The 20,015-nt window shown below is 42.2% G+C and carries 19 protein-coding genes; 13 read left to right on the top strand and 6 right to left on the bottom strand.

Going from position 1 to position 20,015, the window contains the following annotated elements:
* Positions 1–87 precede the first annotated feature (87 nt).
* Together V6B33_RS21450 and V6B33_RS21445 are read left to right on the top strand one after the other, a co-directional pair.
* Positions 88–1,332, top strand: coding sequence for a dicarboxylate/amino acid:cation symporter (locus V6B33_RS21450; RefSeq protein WP_334219692.1), 1,245 nt, complete (start codon positions 88–90; stop codon positions 1,330–1,332).
* 172 nt (positions 1,333–1,504) lie between these two features.
* Positions 1,505–1,975, top strand: a complete 471-nt coding sequence (locus V6B33_RS21445; RefSeq protein ID WP_334219691.1) for a helix-turn-helix transcriptional regulator — start codon at positions 1,505–1,507, stop codon at positions 1,973–1,975.
* A gap of 74 nt (positions 1,976–2,049) precedes the next feature.
* Here V6B33_RS21445 and V6B33_RS21440 read toward each other — a convergent pair whose 3' ends face one another.
* Positions 2,050–2,580, bottom strand: a complete 531-nt coding sequence (locus V6B33_RS21440; RefSeq protein WP_334219690.1) for a universal stress protein — start codon at positions 2,578–2,580, stop codon at positions 2,050–2,052.
* A 722-nt stretch (positions 2,581–3,302) separates the two neighbouring features.
* Here V6B33_RS21440 and V6B33_RS21435 point away from each other — a divergent pair.
* The 3 genes from V6B33_RS21435 to V6B33_RS21425 all read left to right on the top strand — a co-directional run bounded on the left by V6B33_RS21435 (position 3,303) and on the right by V6B33_RS21425 (position 8,933).
* Complete coding sequence (locus V6B33_RS21435; RefSeq protein ID WP_334219689.1) at positions 3,303–4,571, top strand: MFS transporter; 1,269 nt, start codon at positions 3,303–3,305, stop codon at positions 4,569–4,571.
* A 592-nt stretch (positions 4,572–5,163) separates the two neighbouring features.
* On the top strand, positions 5,164–6,921 hold the full coding sequence (locus tag V6B33_RS21430; protein WP_334219688.1) for an ABC transporter ATP-binding protein: 1,758 nt from the start codon (positions 5,164–5,166) through the stop codon (positions 6,919–6,921).
* Complete coding sequence (locus V6B33_RS21425) at positions 6,918–8,933, top strand: ABC transporter ATP-binding protein (RefSeq protein ID WP_334219687.1); 2,016 nt, start codon at positions 6,918–6,920, stop codon at positions 8,931–8,933. Before V6B33_RS21430 ends, V6B33_RS21425 begins: the two co-directional genes overlap by 4 nt.
* A gap of 133 nt (positions 8,934–9,066) precedes the next feature.
* Here V6B33_RS21425 and V6B33_RS21420 read toward each other — a convergent pair whose 3' ends face one another.
* Positions 9,067–9,678 (bottom strand): NAD(P)-dependent oxidoreductase, encoded by a 612-nt coding sequence (locus V6B33_RS21420; protein ID WP_334219686.1) that lies wholly within the window; start codon positions 9,676–9,678, stop codon positions 9,067–9,069.
* A gap of 212 nt (positions 9,679–9,890) precedes the next feature.
* On the opposite strand from V6B33_RS21420, the gene V6B33_RS21415 reads away from it, so the two are divergent.
* From V6B33_RS21415 to fumC, 6 genes are all read left to right on the top strand, one after another.
* A complete protein-coding gene (locus tag V6B33_RS21415; protein WP_334219685.1) occupies positions 9,891–10,703 on the top strand; it encodes an amino acid ABC transporter substrate-binding protein in 813 nt (270 codons plus the stop codon).
* Positions 10,687–11,391 carry an amino acid ABC transporter permease gene (locus V6B33_RS21410; RefSeq protein WP_334219720.1) on the top strand — a complete coding sequence of 235 codons (705 nt, stop codon included), beginning with the start codon at positions 10,687–10,689 and terminating at the stop codon, positions 11,389–11,391. The genes V6B33_RS21415 and V6B33_RS21410 overlap by 17 nt, the downstream gene beginning before the upstream one ends.
* Positions 11,392–11,414: 23 nt before the next feature.
* Complete coding sequence (locus V6B33_RS21405; protein WP_334219684.1) at positions 11,415–12,149, top strand: amino acid ABC transporter ATP-binding protein; 735 nt, start codon at positions 11,415–11,417, stop codon at positions 12,147–12,149.
* A 106-nt stretch (positions 12,150–12,255) separates the two neighbouring features.
* Entirely contained in the window at positions 12,256–13,149 is an 894-nt protein-coding gene (locus tag V6B33_RS21400) for a hypothetical protein (RefSeq protein WP_334219683.1), read from the top strand.
* The gene (locus V6B33_RS21395) at positions 13,142–14,158 is read left to right on the top strand and encodes an ABC transporter permease subunit (protein ID WP_334219682.1); all 1,017 of its coding nucleotides are present in this window, start codon (positions 13,142–13,144) and stop codon (positions 14,156–14,158) included. The genes V6B33_RS21400 and V6B33_RS21395 overlap by 8 nt, the downstream gene beginning before the upstream one ends.
* Before the next feature lie 90 nt (positions 14,159–14,248).
* Positions 14,249–15,634 carry a class II fumarate hydratase gene (gene fumC / locus V6B33_RS21390; RefSeq protein WP_334219681.1) on the top strand — a complete coding sequence of 462 codons (1,386 nt, stop codon included), beginning with the start codon at positions 14,249–14,251 and terminating at the stop codon, positions 15,632–15,634.
* A 110-nt stretch (positions 15,635–15,744) separates the two neighbouring features.
* On the opposite strand, the gene V6B33_RS21385 is transcribed toward fumC, so the two are convergent.
* Positions 15,745–15,954 (bottom strand): alpha/beta-type small acid-soluble spore protein, encoded by a 210-nt coding sequence (locus V6B33_RS21385; RefSeq protein ID WP_334219680.1) that lies wholly within the window; start codon positions 15,952–15,954, stop codon positions 15,745–15,747.
* 251 nt (positions 15,955–16,205) lie between these two features.
* Here V6B33_RS21385 and V6B33_RS21380 point away from each other — a divergent pair, with 251 nt between their 5' ends.
* Positions 16,206–16,484: a hypothetical protein gene (locus V6B33_RS21380; protein ID WP_334219679.1), complete on the top strand. Its 279-nt coding sequence runs from the start codon at positions 16,206–16,208 to the stop codon at positions 16,482–16,484.
* Positions 16,485–16,542: 58 nt separating this feature from the next.
* Here V6B33_RS21380 and V6B33_RS21375 read toward each other — a convergent pair whose 3' ends face one another.
* Positions 16,543–17,640, bottom strand: a complete 1,098-nt coding sequence (locus tag V6B33_RS21375) for an ABC transporter ATP-binding protein (protein ID WP_334219678.1) — start codon at positions 17,638–17,640, stop codon at positions 16,543–16,545.
* Between the two features lie 100 nt (positions 17,641–17,740).
* A complete protein-coding gene (locus V6B33_RS21370; RefSeq protein ID WP_334219677.1) occupies positions 17,741–18,655 on the bottom strand; it encodes a PucR family transcriptional regulator in 915 nt (304 codons plus the stop codon).
* A 140-nt stretch (positions 18,656–18,795) separates the two neighbouring features.
* Between V6B33_RS21370 and V6B33_RS21365 the strand changes: the two genes are divergently transcribed.
* Positions 18,796–19,056 carry a metal-sensitive transcriptional regulator gene (locus tag V6B33_RS21365; protein ID WP_334219676.1) on the top strand — a complete coding sequence of 87 codons (261 nt, stop codon included), beginning with the start codon at positions 18,796–18,798 and terminating at the stop codon, positions 19,054–19,056.
* Positions 19,057–19,147: 91 nt separating this feature from the next.
* On the opposite strand, the gene V6B33_RS21360 is transcribed toward V6B33_RS21365, so the two are convergent.
* Positions 19,148–19,342 (bottom strand): hypothetical protein, encoded by a 195-nt coding sequence (locus tag V6B33_RS21360; protein WP_334219675.1) that lies wholly within the window; start codon positions 19,340–19,342, stop codon positions 19,148–19,150.
* Between the last annotated feature and the right edge of the window lie 673 nt (positions 19,343–20,015).

Here is a 20,015-nt window from a genome sequence, read left to right as displayed (position 1 = left end):
TTAGAAATTTGGAAAGAGGGTAAACATCAGTAAATTATTTTGTCCTTTTTTTACTTGCACGATTCATTTATTTAAGGAGGTACATCAATGAAATTCAACTTAACAACAAAGATTATCCTCGCCTTGATTCTCGGGGCTTTGGTAGGTCTGGTTCTAAATATATTTGCGAAAGATTTATTTGATATATTGGATCCATATGTATTTACCCCGCTAGGAAAGATATTCTTAAATCTGATCAGTATGCTTGTCGTACCGATTGTGTTCTTATCCATCGTACTTGGTTCTGCAGGTCTCGGAGATCCCAAGAAATTGGGCAGAATAGGTCTGAAAACGATCGTTTACTTTCTGGTAACGACATGCATCGCCATTATTATCGGGTTAACACTTGCCTATATCATTGATCCAGGTCTTGTGGAAGGCATAGACCGCAACCAGGCTGAAAGCTTTGAATCTGAGAAAGCGCCTCCAGTCGGCGAGACAATCATGAACATCATCCCTAAAAATCCATTAAATGCAATGACGGAAGGGAACATGCTCCAAATAATTGCTTTTGCTTTATTCATAGGTTTAGGTTTGACAGCTCTGGGAGAAAAGACAAAAGGAATTCTTAAATTAGTCGAACAGGGAAATGAATTAATGATGTACCTTGTGACACTGGTTATGAAGTTCGCTCCATACGGGACATTCGGACTCATTGCTTCTGCTATCGGAAGTCAGGGCACTAGTGCACTCAAAGCGATGTGGTTGTATTTCGTCGTCGTTTTAGCTGCTTTAATCATCCATGCGGTCATAACTTATGGAAGTACGGTGGCATTTCTTGCCAAGAAAAATCCGATATGGTTTTTCAAAAACTTCAGTCCGGCTATGAGTGTTGCCTTCAGCACATCAAGCAGTAACGCAACCTTACCAATATCAATGGAAGTTGCACAGGAAAGACTAAAGGTCTCCAAGTCGGTAAGTTCATTCGTTCAGCCTTTGGGAGCCACAATCAATATGGATGGAACAGCCATTATGCAAGGTGTTGCAACGGTGTTCATCGCTCAGGTTTATGGTATTGACCTAACACTGGAGCAATTAGTCACTGTCGTACTGACTGCCGTTCTTGCAAGTATAGGAACAGCTGGTGTTCCCGGAGTTGGATTGATCCTCCTTGCCATGGTGTTAAGTTCTGTTGGATTACCTGTAGAAGGGATTGGCTTAATACTTGGAATTGACCGTCTGCTCGATATGGCAAGAACATCCATAAATATTTCAGGGGACGCGGCATGTGCCCTGTTTGTTTCTGAAAGTGAGAAAAACCGTACAATAAAGGAACAAAGAGGAGAAGTTTAATTGAAAGAAGATAATCGCCTATTAAAGGGGATTATCTTCTTTTGTTGTTATATAACTAAATGTAGAGTCGGGCAATTTCAATAAAAAAATTGCGCTGGTTGACTTATTTTTCTTGAAAGGGCAATAAAGCTTAGTGTAATATTACACTGAGCTTTGAAAAGCAGGTGTTTACATGACAAAAGAAGAAATCATTCTAATCATTTCCGAAAAGCTGAGGTTAATCAGAACAGAGGCAGATTATACACAAGATAAAATGGCGAATGTGATTGGTCTCTCTAAAAAGACCCTTGTTCAGATTGAAAAAGGAAGAATAGAAGCAAACTGGACTGCAGTGATTGCAGTGTGCGCGTTATTCAGGGACAACGAAACGTTGACAACCAGCTTAGGCGGAGAACCTCTCGAAGTGATTGAGACGATAGCACGTGAAGGAATTGATTATCGAAAAGAAAAAACGCTGGGAGGTAAAGTTTGGTGGAAAGAGATAGATAGGAATGAAGGATTCATCCTTCAACAAAACCTTTTCAGCAAGCATTTCCGAATTTTGGATCATGATGATTACCGTATATACAGTAGTTTTGATGAAGAAAGTTCGAAATCCCGATTTAATGAAATTTCAACCAACACGAACATATCAAGCCGATAACGTGCAGGCACGATGATGGATGTACAAACGATGAGAGAGGGATCATGTTAATCCAAGATCCCTCTCTCATAAAGTTATTTAACCAGCAGGACACTCGTTTCACAGTTATGGGCGACTTTTTCACTTACACTGCCGAGTACCCATTTTTTTATATTTGATTTTCCGGTATTGCCGACAAGCACAAGGTCTGCATTGCTGTCTTTTGCATATTCGCAAATCCTCTTTGCTTCTGTTCCCGATAAGTGTACATAGTTTATATTAAGTTGGTAATGATCTAATTTTTCTTTTGCATTTCTTAATACGGCATGAGAAGAAGAAGGTGCCGTGATTCCCTGATTGTTTTCAACAGCTTTGTTTGAGTTTAGTTTTTCATCGCGGGATGCGGATAGGTTTCCCATGTATTGATTATCAAATCCTGGTGCGGTATCAGCCAGCGCATGGGTAGGAGTATAATGATCACGGGTTTCCATCGTTCCTTTTTCTTCTGAAACATAAAGGAGTGTAAGTTTAGTATCCGGAGATAATTTAGTTAGTTTTAATGCTTCATCTAACGCTTTTTTACTGCCGTCAGTTTCATCATAAGCTACAAGTAAGTGCTTATACATGTAATCACCTCATTCGTAAGATGTTGTTTATTTACCCCTTTTTTTGAATTCTTAATCATTTTTCGTTCATCTCCATAATTTGTCTTCGTCTTGCACTCCAATCAACGCTGGAATCACCAAAAAAACTAAATCTCTGATAATGTACATATCTATAAAGAAAGAGCAGGATGGGGGGAAGGTCCATCCTGCTCTTTCTTTGAGTTACTTATATAACGTATAATAGCTGATTCATTATTATTGATTTCTTATAGCATGCTGATTATCCAGCCAATTACTACGATTGCACCAATGACCATAAGTATTGTACGTAACATATGTTTCACCTCGACTTATAGATATCAATAGAGAATATATTCTTCTTTATAACCGGTTAATGTATTGTTACCCCGTTAAAAGTTAAATAAAACATCCCTCTCTATATACTTGCTCAGAATATTTTCTAACTATAGTTTGAACTAAACGTAAAAATAATATTAGAGGATTATTCATTATAATTGGAGTAAAGAACTCAGAGGATTATTGAATGAATAGTGATTATGTATTATTGCCGTGTGATATTGAACAGAATCGAAAATTAGAAAGGGCTGCTCAACCATAATGATGGTCTGAAGGAGGCGCTGTCAGACTTAAGACGGAGGTAAAAACCACCAAGAGACGCTCAAAGCAATTCGGGAACTCGAGTAAGATTAAAATATATTAGAAATGATAGGAGATGGGTTCCATTGAAAAAAATGATAGAAATCTTTAAGAATCCTATATTTTTAAAGCTTTTCTTTGCCAATTTGACATCTCATATGGGAAGTGTCATCGGACTCACGGCATTTATGTTCTACCTTCTGGACCGGTTTTCAGATCAGCCGATGTATGCGTCCATTACGGAAATGATGTACTCTCTTCCAACGCTGGCGGTATTCTTTCTAGTCGGGGTATTGGCGGACAGGATGGACCGGCAGAAGATTGCCTGCCATTGCGACACGGTCAGTGCCGTTTTGACTGTGGTCCTTGTCGGGGCGATCTACATCGGGTGGCTTCCGCTTATTTTTGCTGTCCTGTTTTTACGCAGCGGCGTACAGAAGTTTTTCTTTCCGGCAGAACAGGCGATTCTTCAGGGGGTCTTATCAAAGGATGATTATTCGACAGCTGCAGGGTTGAATCAGATGGTGATGAGCCTGTTCATGCTTCTTGGTAACGCCATTGCAATATTTGTTTATTGGAATGCGGGAATATATGGCGCGCTCCTCGTAGATTTCGTTACATTTATTTTAAGCGCGTTCTTGATCAAACGGTGTATCATACCCGAAGACGTTCGTTTGCCTAATGGAAAGCATACATGGAAAGATCTAAATGTTTCGTTTGTCTTGAAAGATTTTAAATCAGGGCTGGACTATATCCTGAATAACAAGCTCCTGCTTTCACTCATAAGTGGATTTATCGTATTTGGAGTTGTTAATGGAGGGTTCTCTGTCATCCCGATCTTTATTCTGAAATATAAGCTGGCTCCTGCAACGTACGAAGAGTATTCCATTATTCTGGGGATTGCTTTCGGATCGGGAGTCTTGATCGGAAGTATTGTTTCATCCATGCTTACCCAGAAATTCAGGTTTCACCAACTGATCGTGGCAGGTCTGGTCATTTCAGGAACGTTCATCATTGCAGCATCATTTGCACCAACCACATGGATATTCATGATGATCGTGTTTATCGCAGCATTGGGGCTGCCCCTTGTCAATATCGCCATCGGCGGGTGGCTGCCAAGTATCATCGATCCAAAAATGATGGGGCGGGTCCAGGGATGGATCAACCCGCTGATGATGCTGTCCCAATCGATTACCCTTGGAATCATCGCGGTCACATTCCCGGCAGTAGTTACTGTCGAAATGCTTTATTGGCTTGTAGGCGGCTGCTTGATCATAGTCGGTGCATTCTATACGGTCATCCTTCCTAAGTTCATGAAAGAGGAGGAAATCAAACCGGCTGCTGTTAATGGATGAAGAAACACACTTTAGGAACATTCATAGGGAATTTCAGGTATGGAATAATCTTTTCATCATCGTATATGATTTGCGTGCACAGAAATAGACATTGAACATATCGTATTAAGAAAATTAGTAATAAAAATAAAATTGACACAATTTGAAACCTATAGTATGTTAGTTATTGGAAGAAATAAACGATAAAGAAATGGAGGGTTTGTGATGATCAACTTATATACAGCTTGCGGAAGAGGAAAAGCGGTTTCTGTCAATTCAATATCATCACATAACCAGTAACTCCTATTCCGATTTGATTCATGGATAACAGGCACAGGTTATGTATTATAATCTGTGCCTTTTTTATGTCCGGAAACGGGCGTTATCAGGCACCGATGGCCAGGGGAGATCCCCGAGCCGTTTTTGGAAGCCTATTAACGCCCGTTTTTTGTTTGCTTACACCCATTCATGGTGACTTCAGGATTGGTCCTGTTCACAAATAAAAAAACTTGAAGTGGAGGAAGTACAGATGCTGAATGTACAAATGAAGAAAATGATGACTGCCGTGGAGACAGAAGGCGGATAGTGAAAGAATAATGAGGGGGTAAAGGGTATGTTTAGTATATTTAAAAAGTTGTCATGGTTTTTTAAAGAAAATTGGAAAAGGTACACAGTGGCGATTTTCCTTCTGACAGTTGTGGGGATACTCGATGTAATCCCTCCGAAGCTTGTAGGAGACGCCATAGATGATATACAGGTGGGAACGATGTCCTGGGGTGCAGTAAGTCACTATCTTTGGTTACTGGGCGGTATCACGATTGTATCTTATGGCCTGTCATATGTTTGGCTGTATCAGCTATTTGGCGGAGCCTTCCTCCTGGAACGCAAGATGCGTTCGAATTTCATGGGGCATTTATTGAAGATGACACCTTCTTTCTTTGAGAAAAATCGTACTGGAGACCTGATGGCAAGGGCTACCAATGATTTAAAAGCGATTTCGGTTACAGCGGGCTTTGGTGTACTCACACTCATCGATTCAAGTGTGTTCATGCTGACAATTCTTTTTACGATGGGCTTTATGATCAGTTGGAAACTGACGATCGCTGCCATTCTTCCGCTGCCTTTGATGGCACTTTTGATGAAAATTTATGGTGCAAGGATTCATAGAAGATTCACAGAAGCTCAGGACGCATTCGGCGATTTGAATGATAAAGTCCTCGAGTCCGTCGCAGGGGTAAGGGTGATAAGGGCTTACGTCCAAGAACGTGCAGACGAAAGCCGCTTTTCTCAAATGACGGAAGATGTATATAAGAAAAATATCGAGGTGGCGAAAATCGATTCACTGTTTGATCCTACGATTAAAGTACTGGTGGGATTAAGCTACTTGATCGGTCTTGGATATGGGGCGTATCTTGTCTTTCACCAGTCGATCACACTGGGGCAGCTTGTTTCCTTCAACGTATATCTCGGTATGCTGATATGGCCGATGTTTGCGATTGGTGAACTCATCAATATCATGCAGCGGGGAAATGCTTCACTCGACCGTGTGCAGGAAACATTGGATTATGTACAGGATGTCCGTGACCCAGAGCTTCCGAAGTCTGTCGGGCTGCCTGAACAAGTGGCCTTTAAAGAAGTGGAATTTCAATATCCATCTTCACCGGTGATGAACTTATCCAATATAGATGTGACGATCAAACAGGGGGAAACTCTGGGTGTTGTCGGTAAAACAGGAAGCGGCAAAACGACTTTCATCAAGCAGCTCCTGCGTGAATATCCGTCTGGAACAGGCACACTGACAATCGCTGGTGTCCCTATCGGGGATTTGTCCCTGGAGCAGGTAAGAAGCTGGATTGGGTATGTCCCTCAGGACCACGTCCTGTTCTCAAGAACAGTGAAAGAAAATATACTCTTTGGTCGGCATGATGCGGATGAAGAAGCCATGGAAAAAGCGATTGAGCTTGCTGACTTCAAAAAAGATCTTGATATGCTACCTGATGGATTGGCAACACTGGTTGGAGAAAAAGGTGTGGCATTATCCGGGGGGCAAAAACAGCGTATTTCCATTGCCCGTGCACTCATAAAGAATCCTGATATTCTTATTCTGGATGACTCGTTATCAGCGGTGGATGCAAAGACGGAAGCGAAAATAATAGATAATATTCGAAATGAACGTGAAGGAAAAACAACAATCATCACAACTCATCGATTATCGGCTGTTCAGCATGCCGATTGGATCATTGTGCTGGAAGACGGGAAAGTCGTGGAAGAAGGCGTCCACGAGACACTTCTTGAAAACGGCGGATGGTATAAAGAGCAATTTGACCGTCAGCAGGTTGAAAATTCCTCATTGGAGGAGGTGGGTGCATGAAAGTCGGAAGAAGATTAGTCGACTATGCGCTTTTATATAAAAAAATCATCATAGCAGCCCTCCTGATGCTGACCGTTTCAGTGGCTGCCGAACTTGCAGGTCCATTCATTGCCAAGAAAATGATCGATGATCATATACTTGGGATAGAAACTTCGTGGTTTGAAACCGATAAGGGAAAAGATGCTGTTTCATATAACGGTGAATGGTACAAACGTGAGCAATACTTTACTGAAAACGAAACAAAAGGGGAAGAAGTGAGAGTCCTGCAAATAGGAAGGGATTTTTACTTTGTTCCCGAAGCTGTAACATTCGATGGGGAGCGGTCTGTCAAGTCCGGTGAAATCATCATTACAAAAGGCGAACAGTCCGCAGCCTACCCTGCAGAGAAGTTGAGCGGGGATGAGTTGTTGGATTTCTATAATCCTGAAATACCAAGAATCGTCAAGCTGATCGCATTTTATTTCGGACTGCTGGTACTCGCGTCCTTTTTTCAGTACGGACAGAGGTTCTATTTGCAAAAAGCGGCAAATCGGGTTATTCAAAAAATGCGGAACGATATCTTTCAGCACATCCAAAAACTTCCGATCCGTTATTTTGACAATCTGCCGGCCGGAAAAGTGGTTGCCAGAATCACGAATGACACGGAAGCAATCAGAGATTTATATGTAACCGTACTCTCTACATTCTTTACAAGTACGATATACATCATTGGGATCTATATCGCCTTGTTTATCCTTGATGTGAAGCTTGCGGCATTGTGCTTGATCCTGATTCCGATACTCGTCGTCTGGACTTATCTGTACAGGATTTATGCTTCAAAATACAATCATGTCATTCGTTCAAAAGTCAGTGACATCAATGCGATGATCAATGAATCCATACAAGGCATGAATATCATACAGGCATTCAGCCGTGAAAAACAGACGAATGAAGAATTTGAAGAGCTGAACGGCACACATTTTAAATACCAAAACAAATTACTGAGTTTAAATTCTATTACTTCACATAACCTGGTAGGTGTTCTGAGAAATGTGACATTTGTGGCATTTATCTGGTATTTCGGAGGAGGCTCGATCGGGGTTGGGTCGGCTGTTACGTTAGGGGTTCTGTATGCATTTGTAGACTATATCAATCGTTTGTTCCAGCCGGTGACCGGCATCGTGAATCAGCTCGCGAACCTTGAGCAGGCCCTCGTGGCAGGAGAACGGGTCTTCCACCTGCTCGATGAAAGCGGCAAAGATGTAGCAGACGAGAAGATGAACAGATACAACGGAAATGTAAGCTTCGATCATGTCTTCTTTGGTTACAAAGAAAATGAATGCGTGTTAAAAGATATTACCTTCGAAGCAAACCAGGGTGAGACGGTTGCTCTTGTCGGTCATACAGGATCCGGCAAAAGTTCAATCATGAACCTGCTATTCCGCTTCTATGATGCGAATGAAGGCAAAATCATGATCGACGGCAAGGATATCAAAGATATCCCTTATCAGTCGATACGCGAGCATATGGGAATCGTTCTACAGGATCCATACTTGTTTACTGGTACAATTGCCTCTAATGTGAGTCTTGATGATCCTCGTATTTCACGGGAGACGGTGGAAGTTGCATTGAAAGCAGTAGGCGCAGAAAAAGTATTCAAGAATTTGGCGAAAGGCTATGACGAACCTGTAATCGAGAAAGGAAGCACACTTTCATCCGGGCAGCGTCAGTTGATCTCCTTTGCGAGGGCATTGGCATTCAATCCGGCGATCCTGATACTGGATGAGGCTACCTCAAGTATCGATACAGAGACAGAAGCCGTAATCCAGGAAGCGATGGAAGTCCTGAAGAAAGGAAGAACCACTTTCATCATTGCCCACCGTTTATCTACCATTAAGAATGCGGATCAGATCCTCGTATTGGATCGGGGAGAAATTGTAGAAAAGGGTACACATGACGAACTTATGAAATCAGGAGGACGTTATTATCAAATGTATCAGCTGCAGCAAGGCACTTCAGAACTTGCTGGGTGATGAATGTGAAAGCACCTGACGCTATGTTAGGTGCTTTCATTTTTATTGATTCATGAAATGATATTTTTTATAGGAAAAAAGGGACTTCCCGATAGGAATGTCATGGTCTATAACATCTTTATAGAGGAAGGTCCTAATAACTTATCCCGACTCTGCTGCCCGCAAAGTGAGGGTCGATCAGTTCAGTGTAAATGAAATCAGCTGTGTCATAGATTGATATGCTTTTTCCTCCATCAGGAAGAGCATCTTTCTGCAGGCGGTAATCTCCGAGGCGTCCGCCATCCGGGAGATAGGTCGGACAGACAACGGTCCAGTCGAGTCCGGAAGCCCTGAGCATGAGAAATGACCTGAGGTGATCTTCAGCAGCTGCTGTCCTTCTTCTCTTTGATTCTTTGGACTGAAATCGGTAGAGGTGGGGCTCTGTACTGGAATTCAGTATCCCTGCCGTTCCGCAAGTGATGATGCGGGGTACTCCATGTACTCTCATCGCTTTTAATATAAGCGGCATACTCCTCGTTAATACATCCTCGTTGTCTGTATTCAAACAGCTGATTACGGCATCACAGCCAGCGATTATGCTGTGGACATTCCTTTCATTCAATACGTCCCCTTTAATGATTGAATCATCAGAAGTGGTTTCCCGGGCTGGATTCCTGATCAAACGGTGTATAGAATGGTTATGCCTGGCATTTTCATATACGATGGAACCGACACGTCCAGTACTTCCAAGTAATGCGATTTTCATTGTTTTCACCCTTCCATATGTAAACTTTCTTCCAATTCATTTAGTAGTATTCATTTTGAATATAATGGTTAGATTAAAAGTATATCAAAGGTAAGATATTCTCTAACAAATAAGTTTTGAATGTAAGATGTTTTAGTTGACTTTTTTCGGGTATCGTTTTATGATGACATTCGGAAAGTTCAAATTCCGATAAGAATAGTGGGGGTTAAATAATGAAAAAATGGAAAATATCCATTGTCCTGCTGCTGGCTATTTCAATGGTGCTGACAGCATGCGGACAATCCAAAGATAAAGAAGGGTCAAGCGGGGATTCGGAACAATCACTTTACGATAAGGTGAAAGAAGAAGGAAAGCTGTTGGTGGGAACAGAAGGTACATACCCTCCTTTCACATTCCACGATAAATCGGGAAAACTGACTGGTTTCGATGTGGAAATTGCCCGTGAAGTGGCAAAGCGGCTTGGAGTCGAAGCTGAATTTAAGGAAACGCAGTGGGATGCGATGTTCGAAGGTTTGAACTCAAATCGATTCGACATGATCGCAAACCAGGTCGGAATCCGCGAAGATAGACAAAAGAAATACGATTTTTCAAATCCGTATATCGAATCAAGTGCAGTCGTCGTTACGACGAAAGATAATAATGAAGTCAAATCGTTCGAAGACATCAAAGGTCTCACATCCGCTCAGTCACTGACGAGTAACTATCGTGATATTGCTGAAGAAAACGGTGCAGTCATTCAAGGCGTCGATGGACTTGCGCAATCGATCCAGCTTCTTGAACAGGGCCGTGTCGATGTGACAGTGAATGATAAGATTTCCATCCTGGATTATTTAAACAAACAAAAAGATGCCAATATCAAGATTGCAGCAGAAGCTGAAGATGCCGGACAAAGCGGCCTCATGTTCCGAAAAGGGAACGAAAAATTGGTGGAAGAAGTAAATAAAGCGTTAGAGGAAATGATGAAAGACGGTACGTACGAAGAGATTTCGAAGAAATGGTTCGGTGAAAATGTATCTCCTGAGTAGTATCTTTCAAAATCCTGAAGAGATGATTGATATTCTGCAAAGCTCCCTGCTTCCAATGATAAAGGGAGCTTTGTATTATTCTATCCCTCTAACGCTCATATCGTTTACTTTAGGATTGGTGATTGCCGTATTCACTGCATTGGCAAGGCTATCAAGATTTTCGGTTCTTAGAGGAATTGCGAGATTCTATGTATCAGCAATCAGAGGCACGCCTCTGTTGGTGCAATTATTCATTATTTTCTTCGGTTTGGGTTCGTTGGGAATTGAATTCCTGAAATTAGAACCATTCCCGTCTGCTGTCATCGCCTTTTCCTTGAACATGGGGGCTTATTCTTCTGAAATTGTGAGAGCCGCCATCCAGTCGATTCCTAAGGGTCAGTGGGAAGCGGGCTATTCCATCGGGATGAATTATTCGCAGGCATTGAAGAGAATCATCCTGCCTCAGGCAACAAGGGTTTCTATTCCGCCTTTATCCAATTCATTCATCAGCCTGGTAAAAGATACATCGCTCGCTTCATTGATCTTTGTAACAGAGATGTTCCGCAGGGCGCAGGAAATAGCAGCGACAAACTATGAGTTCCTTCTCATGTATATGGAAGCTGCTTTCATCTATTGGATCATCTGCTTCATCCTCTCAGTCATACAGGGACGTATAGAAGCACGATTAGACCGGTATGTGGCTAAGTAGTACAACATTAAGGAGGGATACCGATGATATCGATAAAAGGTCTAAAGAAACGTTTTGATGACCTCGAAGTCCTGAAAGGAATGGACGTGGAAGTCAAAAAGGGGGAAGTGATCGTTCTGATCGGCCCGTCGGGATCCGGTAAAACAACATTTCTCAGATGCTTGAATGCCCTGGAAACACCGAATGATGGCAGTGTATCAATTGGAGAAAAGATAGTTGATTTTTCTAAAAAGGTTCCTGCTGCCGATATACTGAATATGAGAAGAAGGACGGGAATGGTCTTTCAAACTTATAATCTTTTCCCGCATATGACAGCTCTCGAGAACGTGATGGAAGGGCCGGTCATCGTAAAAGGCAAGAAAAAAGCGGAAACAAAAGAAAGAGCGATACGGCTTCTTGAAAAAGTCGGACTCGGAGATAAAGTCGACTATTATCCGTATCAGCTTTCCGGCGGTCAACAGCAAAGAGTCGGGATTGCAAGAGCACTTGCAATCGAACCGCAGGTCATGCTGTTCGATGAACCGACATCTGCACTTGACCCGGAATTGGTCGGTGAAGTGTTGAAGGTCATGAAGGATCTTGCTGAAGAAGGTATGACGATGGTCGTTGTGACGCATGAAATGAGATTTGCTAGAGAAGCAGCAGATAAAGTCATCTTCATGGACGGCGGATACATCGTAGAAGAAGGGACACCGCAGGAAGTATTCGAGAATCCGAAGCACGAGCGGACCCGTCAATTCTTGAATTTAATACAGTAAAATACCGAGAGATGAATGGGATTCCCATTCATCTTTTTTTTAGTTTAAAGAAGGGAAACCTCTGTGTTGGAAAGAATTGTATGATGTAGAGGAAAGGGGATTCCGGATGAAAATAATAAGAAAAGTACTGTTTATTTTTACAGGCTTAATCTTTATCAGTGCCTTGCCGAAGCTGTTTTATGCAACTGATCTTCAATATGTGAACTTGACGGGTGAAAGTAACTCATTTGGTTTTTACCCATTAAAATATGCAGCTGCCATCCTTGATGTGGTCAATAAACTGTTTCAGCCTGAATATTGGTCACTTATGAGAATGGGAAAGGAATATGCACTGGCGGACGTCATTGGTGAGCGTGCATCATATTCCATGAAGGTGTTTTTATTTTCCCTTGCTTTGGGTTTAGTCATCGCTTTTATAGTCAGTATAGCGATTACTTTGGCAAGTGGGATGATTCAGCGGCTGCTCATTTCTTTGGTGAATGTAATGGAATCACTGCCGGATATCTTCATCATCATCGGTGTGCAGCTGCTGGTGGTGATGTATTTCCGCCATACAGGGGTGTTGATCGGGGACATTGCAATGCTTGATGAAGAGATCTATTTACTCCCTGTCACTTGTTTGACTGCCATACCCGCAGTATTCCTTACCAAGACATTGATTTTGTTATTAAGGGAAGAAGAGCATAAGCCTTACGTAGAACTTGCAAGGGGGAAGGGCCTGAGCACGCTTAGGGTGTTGGTGCTTCATAGTTTTCGTAATGTCATTTACAGCATGTTCTATCGCTCCAAACTGATTTTTTCGTTCATGTTGTCGAACCTGTTCATCCTTGAGCGTTTATTTAACATGCGCGGGGTGATGGACCTGTTAATGTGGTCGACCGGTCACACCTTTGTCCTCATTAGTACAATTATTTTTCTGCCTTTCTTCCTCCTCTTTACATTTGTTGAACTGAGGATGAAGAAAAGTATCGGGATGAAGGAGGACGGCACCTATGCTTAAAGACCTGTGGAAACAGCCGAAATTCGTATCAGGCTTCCTTTTTATTATCGGGCTTCTAGTCATTAGTTTTTTGTACGAACCCTTGATAATGGACGGAATCGAAACAATCAGTTTTCTTCATATTAATGGTGAAACAGTAGGTCCCCCGTTTACACCGGCCGAGTTGCCGCCGCTGGGATCAGACCGGGTTGGGACCCCGCTCTGGACTTATGTAGCACAGGGAGCAAAATATACCATCATTCTTGGCTTGATCATCAGTCTCCTGCAAATAGTGTTGGCAATTGTATGCTCGGTTATAATGACAAGGTATTTAAAAAGGTTCTTAACTTTTTTTGAAGAAGTAGTGGAATCGATGATATACGTGCCGATGGCAGTCATTGCGTTTATGCTGTTATTTCCACTTCGGTTTGTAGTCGATGCAGAGATGGAGCCGGCCAAGTATATAATGATTCAAATATTTGTGCTCGCTTTCATCGGCATACCGCAGATCGTGGTTGTACTCTCAAAAGAAATTCAAAAAACCATGCAGGAAGAATTTGTACTAAGTGCAAAGACACTTGGTGCCAGAGGCTGGTCCTTATATAGCCGCCATATCCTGAGAACCTTGTTTCCGAGGGTTCTTCTTCTCTTTTTCCAAAGGAATGTAAGTGTGTTGATTTTATTTGCGCATTTGGGCTTTTTAGGGGTATTGCTTGGAGGCGGGGTCATGAAAGAAATAGTGATGTTTGAATCAAGATTATTTTCATTATCAAATGAATGGGCAGGGAACATAGGGAACGCCCGGGTTGAAATCATGACCGCCCCGTGGATCATATTTGCACCTTTAGTCGCTTTGTCCCTCACCGTCCTCGCTTATAACATAATGGCAGATGCTATTCAAAGCGTACTTCTGGGGGATACGAAGATAAATAAATCAAAGAATAAAGAAAAGATCGTACATCAGAAAAAACTGGAAGCAGTCGACGAAGATCAGTTTACTTTTAAAAGGGATCACACTTTGAACGGATGAGCGTTTTTGATAAAACATCCCAGAATACGATTACTTCATATCGATTAGTGGAAATATGGTAATGTGAATTTTTTTAAGGGAGGAAGAGAAATGGATTATCGGATTGAACAGGATACAATTGGTGAAATGAAAGTGCCGAAAGAGAAATATTGGGGCGCACAGACGCAGAGAAGCAAAGAGAATTTTCAAATCGGGACAGAAAGAATGCCGATAGAAGTGACCTATGCTTTTGCTCAGTTGAAGAAGGCAGCAGCCGTCGTCAATCATTCGCTTGGAAAGCTGACTGAAGAGAAAATGAAGGCAATAAGCAAGGCGTGTGATGAGATTCTGGAAGGTAAATGGGATGACCATTTCCCATTGGTCGTATGGCAGACAGGAAGCGGTACCCAGTCGAATATGAATGTCAATGAAGTCGTTGCTTACCGTGCAAATGAAATTCTGAAAGCGGGAGGGAGCGATGAGCTGGTCCACCCGAATGATGATGTGAATATGTCGCAAAGCTCCAACGATACATTCCCCACCGCGATGCATATTGCTGCGCACAAAGCGATCTATTCGGAGCTCCTGCCTGTCCTCGATCAATTTATTGAAACACTACATGGAAAAGAGGCGAAGTTTCGGGATATCATCAAGATCGGGCGGACACATCTTCAGGATGCCACTCCGCTGACACTCGGACAGGAAGTAAGCGGTTGGAGGGCAATGATGGAAAAGTCGCGTCATATGATTAAAGACAGCCTGGGACAGCTTGTTCATTTGGCGATCGGGGGGACGGCTGTCGGAACGGGCATCAATGCCCATCCTTCGTTCGGGGATAATGTTGCTCAGGAATTGGAGAAACAGACAGGTACCAAATTCGTATCTTCAGACAATAAGTTTCATGCATTGACTTCCCATGATGAGATAGTCTTTGTACACGGTGCGATAAAAGCGCTTGCCGGAGATTTAATGAAAGTGGCAAATGATGTACGCTGGCTGTCCAGTGGGCCCCGGAGCGGGATCGGTGAGCTCACGATCCCGGCCAATGAACCTGGAAGTTCGATCATGCCTGGGAAAGTCAATCCCACTCAAAGCGAAGCTGTGACGATGGTGGTGACCCAGGTTTTTGGCAATGATTCAGCCATCGGATTTGCAGCCAGTCAGGGGAATTTCGAACTGAATGTCTTCAAACCTGTGATCATTTATAATCTGCTCCAATCAGTAAGGCTGTTGACTGACGGCATCCGCTCATTCAATGATAAATGTGTGAAGGGGCTGGAAGCGAATGAAGATGTAATTGAAGATTTTGTTCAGCGCTCATTGATGCTCGTCACAGCACTTAATCCGCATATTGGGTATGAAAAGGCTGCCGAAATCGCGAAGAATGCCCACAAAAGCGGAGCAACACTTAAAGAAGCCGCCTTACAATCAGGATATCTGACCGAGGCACAATATGACAAATGGATCAATCCGGCCGACATGGTGAATAATAATTAACCTGCAGGACTGGCTCATATCGAGTCAGTCTTTTTAGTAGGATTATCAGCCAACGATTAAAAAACCCCTGGCAATCCGCCAGGGGTTTATTGAACTTATTATATTTCAAATTAGAATTGACCGCCGATTTGTTGTTCAGCCATTTGAACAAGGCGTTTTGTGATTTCTCCACCAACTGAACCGTTAGCGCGAGCTGTAGCATCTGCTCCTAATTGCACTCCAAATTCAGAAGCGATTTCGTATTTCATTTGGTCGATTGCTTGTTGAGCTCCAGGAGCTACTAATTGGTTAGATGAATTGCTGCGAGATTGTTGTGGCATAATCTGTCATCTCCTTAAAATATAGTATGTTTTTTGGTTGGGTCAGCTGGAGTTGCACCAGCACGCATTCCATTAGCGACCATCAGTGATGGTATAACCCAAGGTTAAGAGTTGTTGATCCCTTGTTACTAAGTATTATGGTTTGTTCGGAAAATAATATTCCAGACTGGTACAGGGAATTTATTCCTGATCAATTCCCTGTAATTTTCCTACATAAAACGGGTTCAAACTTAAAAGGATAACGTTATACAATGAATTTTGAAAGTATGGTGACACGCATGAAAGCTTGTGCATTATGTAATGGAATCGTGCAGTATAAAGGGTTATGCCCAAAGTGCGGAGATTCTACATCAGATCAGGGAAGATACTATGATTATTACGATGAATACAGTGCGTATATGGATATCCAGCATGTCCAATTGGCGGACGGTATCCCGAATAGCAGCTGTACAGATACATGCCTGCATTTATTTACATGTATCCGGTGCGGAGAAGAGGAAGGAAAGAGCATCAATTTAACGGAGTTTTAATATCTTAGAAAAAGACCACACTCCTGCCGGGTGCGGTCTTTCGTTTATAAAGGACACATTAACGGATCCTTAATTCTGATTCGGAATCGAAGAAATGCGCTTTGTTCATATCGAATGCAAGATCGATCGTCTGACCAGCTTTGATGTCTGCACGTGAATCGACGCGAGCAACGAATTCCTGACCTTCGATCTGCGAATAAAGCATCGTCTCAGCCCCAGTCAATTCAGATACCTCGATCTTTGCATTGATTTTTGCACCTTGCGCTGTATCGATGAAAAGTGGTTCATCGTGAATATCTTCAGGGCGAACGCCGAGTATGATTTCTTGTCCTGTATAGCCCTGCTCACGCAGTGCTTTCATCTTCCCTTCAGGAACAGCCACATGTGATTCACCAATTAAAAATGTACCTTCTTCAAGCCTACCGTGGAAGAAGTTCATTGCCGGTGAACCGATGAATCCTCCAACGAATACATTTTCAGGTTTATCGTACACTTCTTTTGGTGACCCTACCTGCTGGATGAGTCCATCCTTCATCACAACGATACGGCTGGCCATTGTCATCGCTTCAGTCTGATCATGAGTTACATAAATTGTCGTTGTTTGCAGGCGCTGATGAAGTTTTGCGATTTCAGCACGCATCTGTACACGCAGCTTCGCGTCAAGGTTGGATAAAGGCTCATCCATCAAGAATACTTTCGCATCACGGACGATAGCACGCCCCAGGGCAACACGCTGACGCTGACCTCCGGATAATGCTTTCGGTTTACGATCCAACAGTGCTTCAAGACCAAGGATTTTTGCAGCTTCCTGAACGCGTCGGTCGATTTCCTTTTTATCGAATTTACGGAGCTTAAGTCCGAATGCCATATTATCATACACGCTCATATGAGGGTAAAGTGCGTAGTTTTGGAATACCATTGCAATATCACGATCTTTAGGAGCCACATCGTTTACGCGTTTTCCATCAATTGAGAAATCACCTTTCGAAATTTCCTCCAACCCGGCGATCATCCGTAGTGTTGTCGACTTACCACATCCAGATGGACCGACGAATACGATAAACTCCTTATCATGAATATGCAGGTTGAAATCATTTACTGCCGTTACTTTATTATCATAGACCTTATAAATATTATCTAATTTTAATTCAGCCATTCTCGTTTCTCCTCCCAATTTGTAAGCGTTTTGTTCTATATGAACATTGTAAAGAAAGCGGATTCAAAACGGTATGGTCAACCTGCACAAAAATCACAGGTCACTTTTTAGGCAGGTTGTCAGATTCAAAGTTCAGGAGTGCAAGATAGGCAAGCAGTCCACCTTGAAATGATTTAATGTCGATGGCAGTCCTTTCAATGAATTTGTCGATTCGATACTGGACGCTATTCCGGTGCATGAATAATTTTTTTGCGGTCTGGCTGATGTTTGATTGATTTTCAAGAAATGCTTTCACGGTATGAATCAGCTCGGTGTCTTCTTCAAATACTTGTGAGATGGTACCAAAGATCTGTTTTTTCCATTCACTCGGAAAGTGCTTCAACAATAATGATGGCAGAACCGTGGCAACGGATTGAATATAGGGAGAAAAATGGCTTGACTCCGCATAAGAAAACATCTGTTTCTCATATTGAAAGGAGCGAATGAAATCCTTGTCAACGCGTCGGAATTGACCGATCAAGAAGGTCATGCTCATATAAAAGTCTGATTCAATGACATGGGAAATGGATTCCAGCTGTTCCTCATCCAGCATGATGCTGTTCTTTTCTTCGATGATCAACCCCTTTTGTTCATCCAGCTGGACGAGGATTGAGTCATGTGGAAGCAGGTGAAGAAGAGCTTCTTTCATTAATTGAGTGTCACTTCGTTCGTTAAGGATGAATTGAATAATGCGAAATTCTTTTTCCACATGGGAGGGGACCGGTCCCTTTTCATACAGGAAATCAAACCATTCCCTTGCCTGAGGTGACTCATTCAGGTGCCTTTTGCCGCTGCCCAATTGTATAAACAGACATTTCAACAATTCAACTTCATCCAGGCTGACATCACTTACATTTATCCCTATGAATTCATCTTGTCTACTATTTGTAAACCAGATTTTCTCAAAGGAAAGATCAGACGGGTAGTGTTTTTGGATAATTGCATTCGGGTATTTTAAAAGTAAAGAAGTTAACATTTCATCCCTCTTATATCAATTATTTATGTATTATAACCATTGTACTGAAAATATTTGGGGAATCAAAGGGTCCTGGATTGCAAATTCTTCCTGATTCAAATACTATGGGGGAAGGAATAAATCATTATGGGGTGTCCAATATGGAATACAATAAAGAAGTAACCAATCGTTTAAAACGTTTAGAAGGACAAGTCCGTGGCGTGTTAAAAATGATGGAAGAGGAAAAACATTGCAAAGATGTTGTCACTCAATTATCCGCAGTTCGTACAGCTGTTGATCGTACAATTGGTTTGATTGTCGCTAAAAATCTGGAGGCATGTATCCGTGAATCGGAACTTGAAGGCGGAAAAGCAGAAGATGCCATAAAGGAAGCTGTAAGTATGCTGGTTAAAAGCCGTTAAATGATGAAAGCTGCCGTACAGGCAGCTTTTTGTGTGCTGTTTTTCAAAAGCCGGGGGCCAGCTGAGAAGCATGCCCCCGATTTGAAGTTGATTAAGAATGTGCCGGAGGTTCCTCATGGTCAGTGATGAGAGTCGCTTCACCGATATTCGTTGTATCATCCCTCATATGAACGGATCCCCCAGATAATCCCTCATTGATAAATCTGTCAACGTCAAGAAAAAGACTGCCTTTCCCCTCATAATTGGTATCAGGAAGAAATTGATAGTCGTTTTTATCTTTCGCCATTCTTATCAGCCTCCTGAACCTATTTTTTGAAATCCGGTGAAGGTTCATTCATCATTTTGAATATTTTAGGGAGAGAGGTTTGAGAATATGGCTGGAAGGATATTGAAATATATAGGTTGTGCGTATTTTAAAGAGATGAAATTTAAAGCAAATCCATCTCTTAGGGCAGGCATGAGCAATATTGTTAATATAACATCTTGTTATTGGGGAATTACTTGCTAATATAGAGATTTTTCGTTTGATAAGTATTAATTCCAGCTTCATTCTTACAAAAACATCAAGATTCACTGTAATGAGGGCTATTATTATATGAGTGGAGAGCGTAATTGCGCCGGTTTTTGTATTATTGAGCTGGATAAAAATTAATTGCGCAGGTTTCCTGATAATTGCGCTGGTTTTTAAATAATTGCTTTGGTTTGACGATTATTGAGCTACTTAGAATCATTTTAAAATGTTCTTCGTATTTTCCAGTTCCGGCGGAGAGAAACGAGACATAATTCGCCTTCCCGCTAGACCTGTCTTATGCTTGTCGCCTCTGATCAAGCCGCCTCCGCTTTTCTATTGTCCAGCTCCGGCGGCTAGAGGCTCGAGACATAAGCCATGCCAGACAAAAAGGCAAAAAACGCCTTTATGGCTGCCCTGTCTTATGCTTGTCGCCTCTGATCAAGCCGCC

Origin of the sequence: Mangrovibacillus sp. Mu-81 (assembly GCF_036867415.1) — a bacterium.
Lineage (GTDB): Bacteria > Bacillota > Bacilli > Bacillales > Bacillaceae_B > Rossellomorea.
The sequence above is the reverse complement of the archived record's forward strand: the minus strand, read 5'-3'. Positions and strand labels throughout refer to the sequence as shown.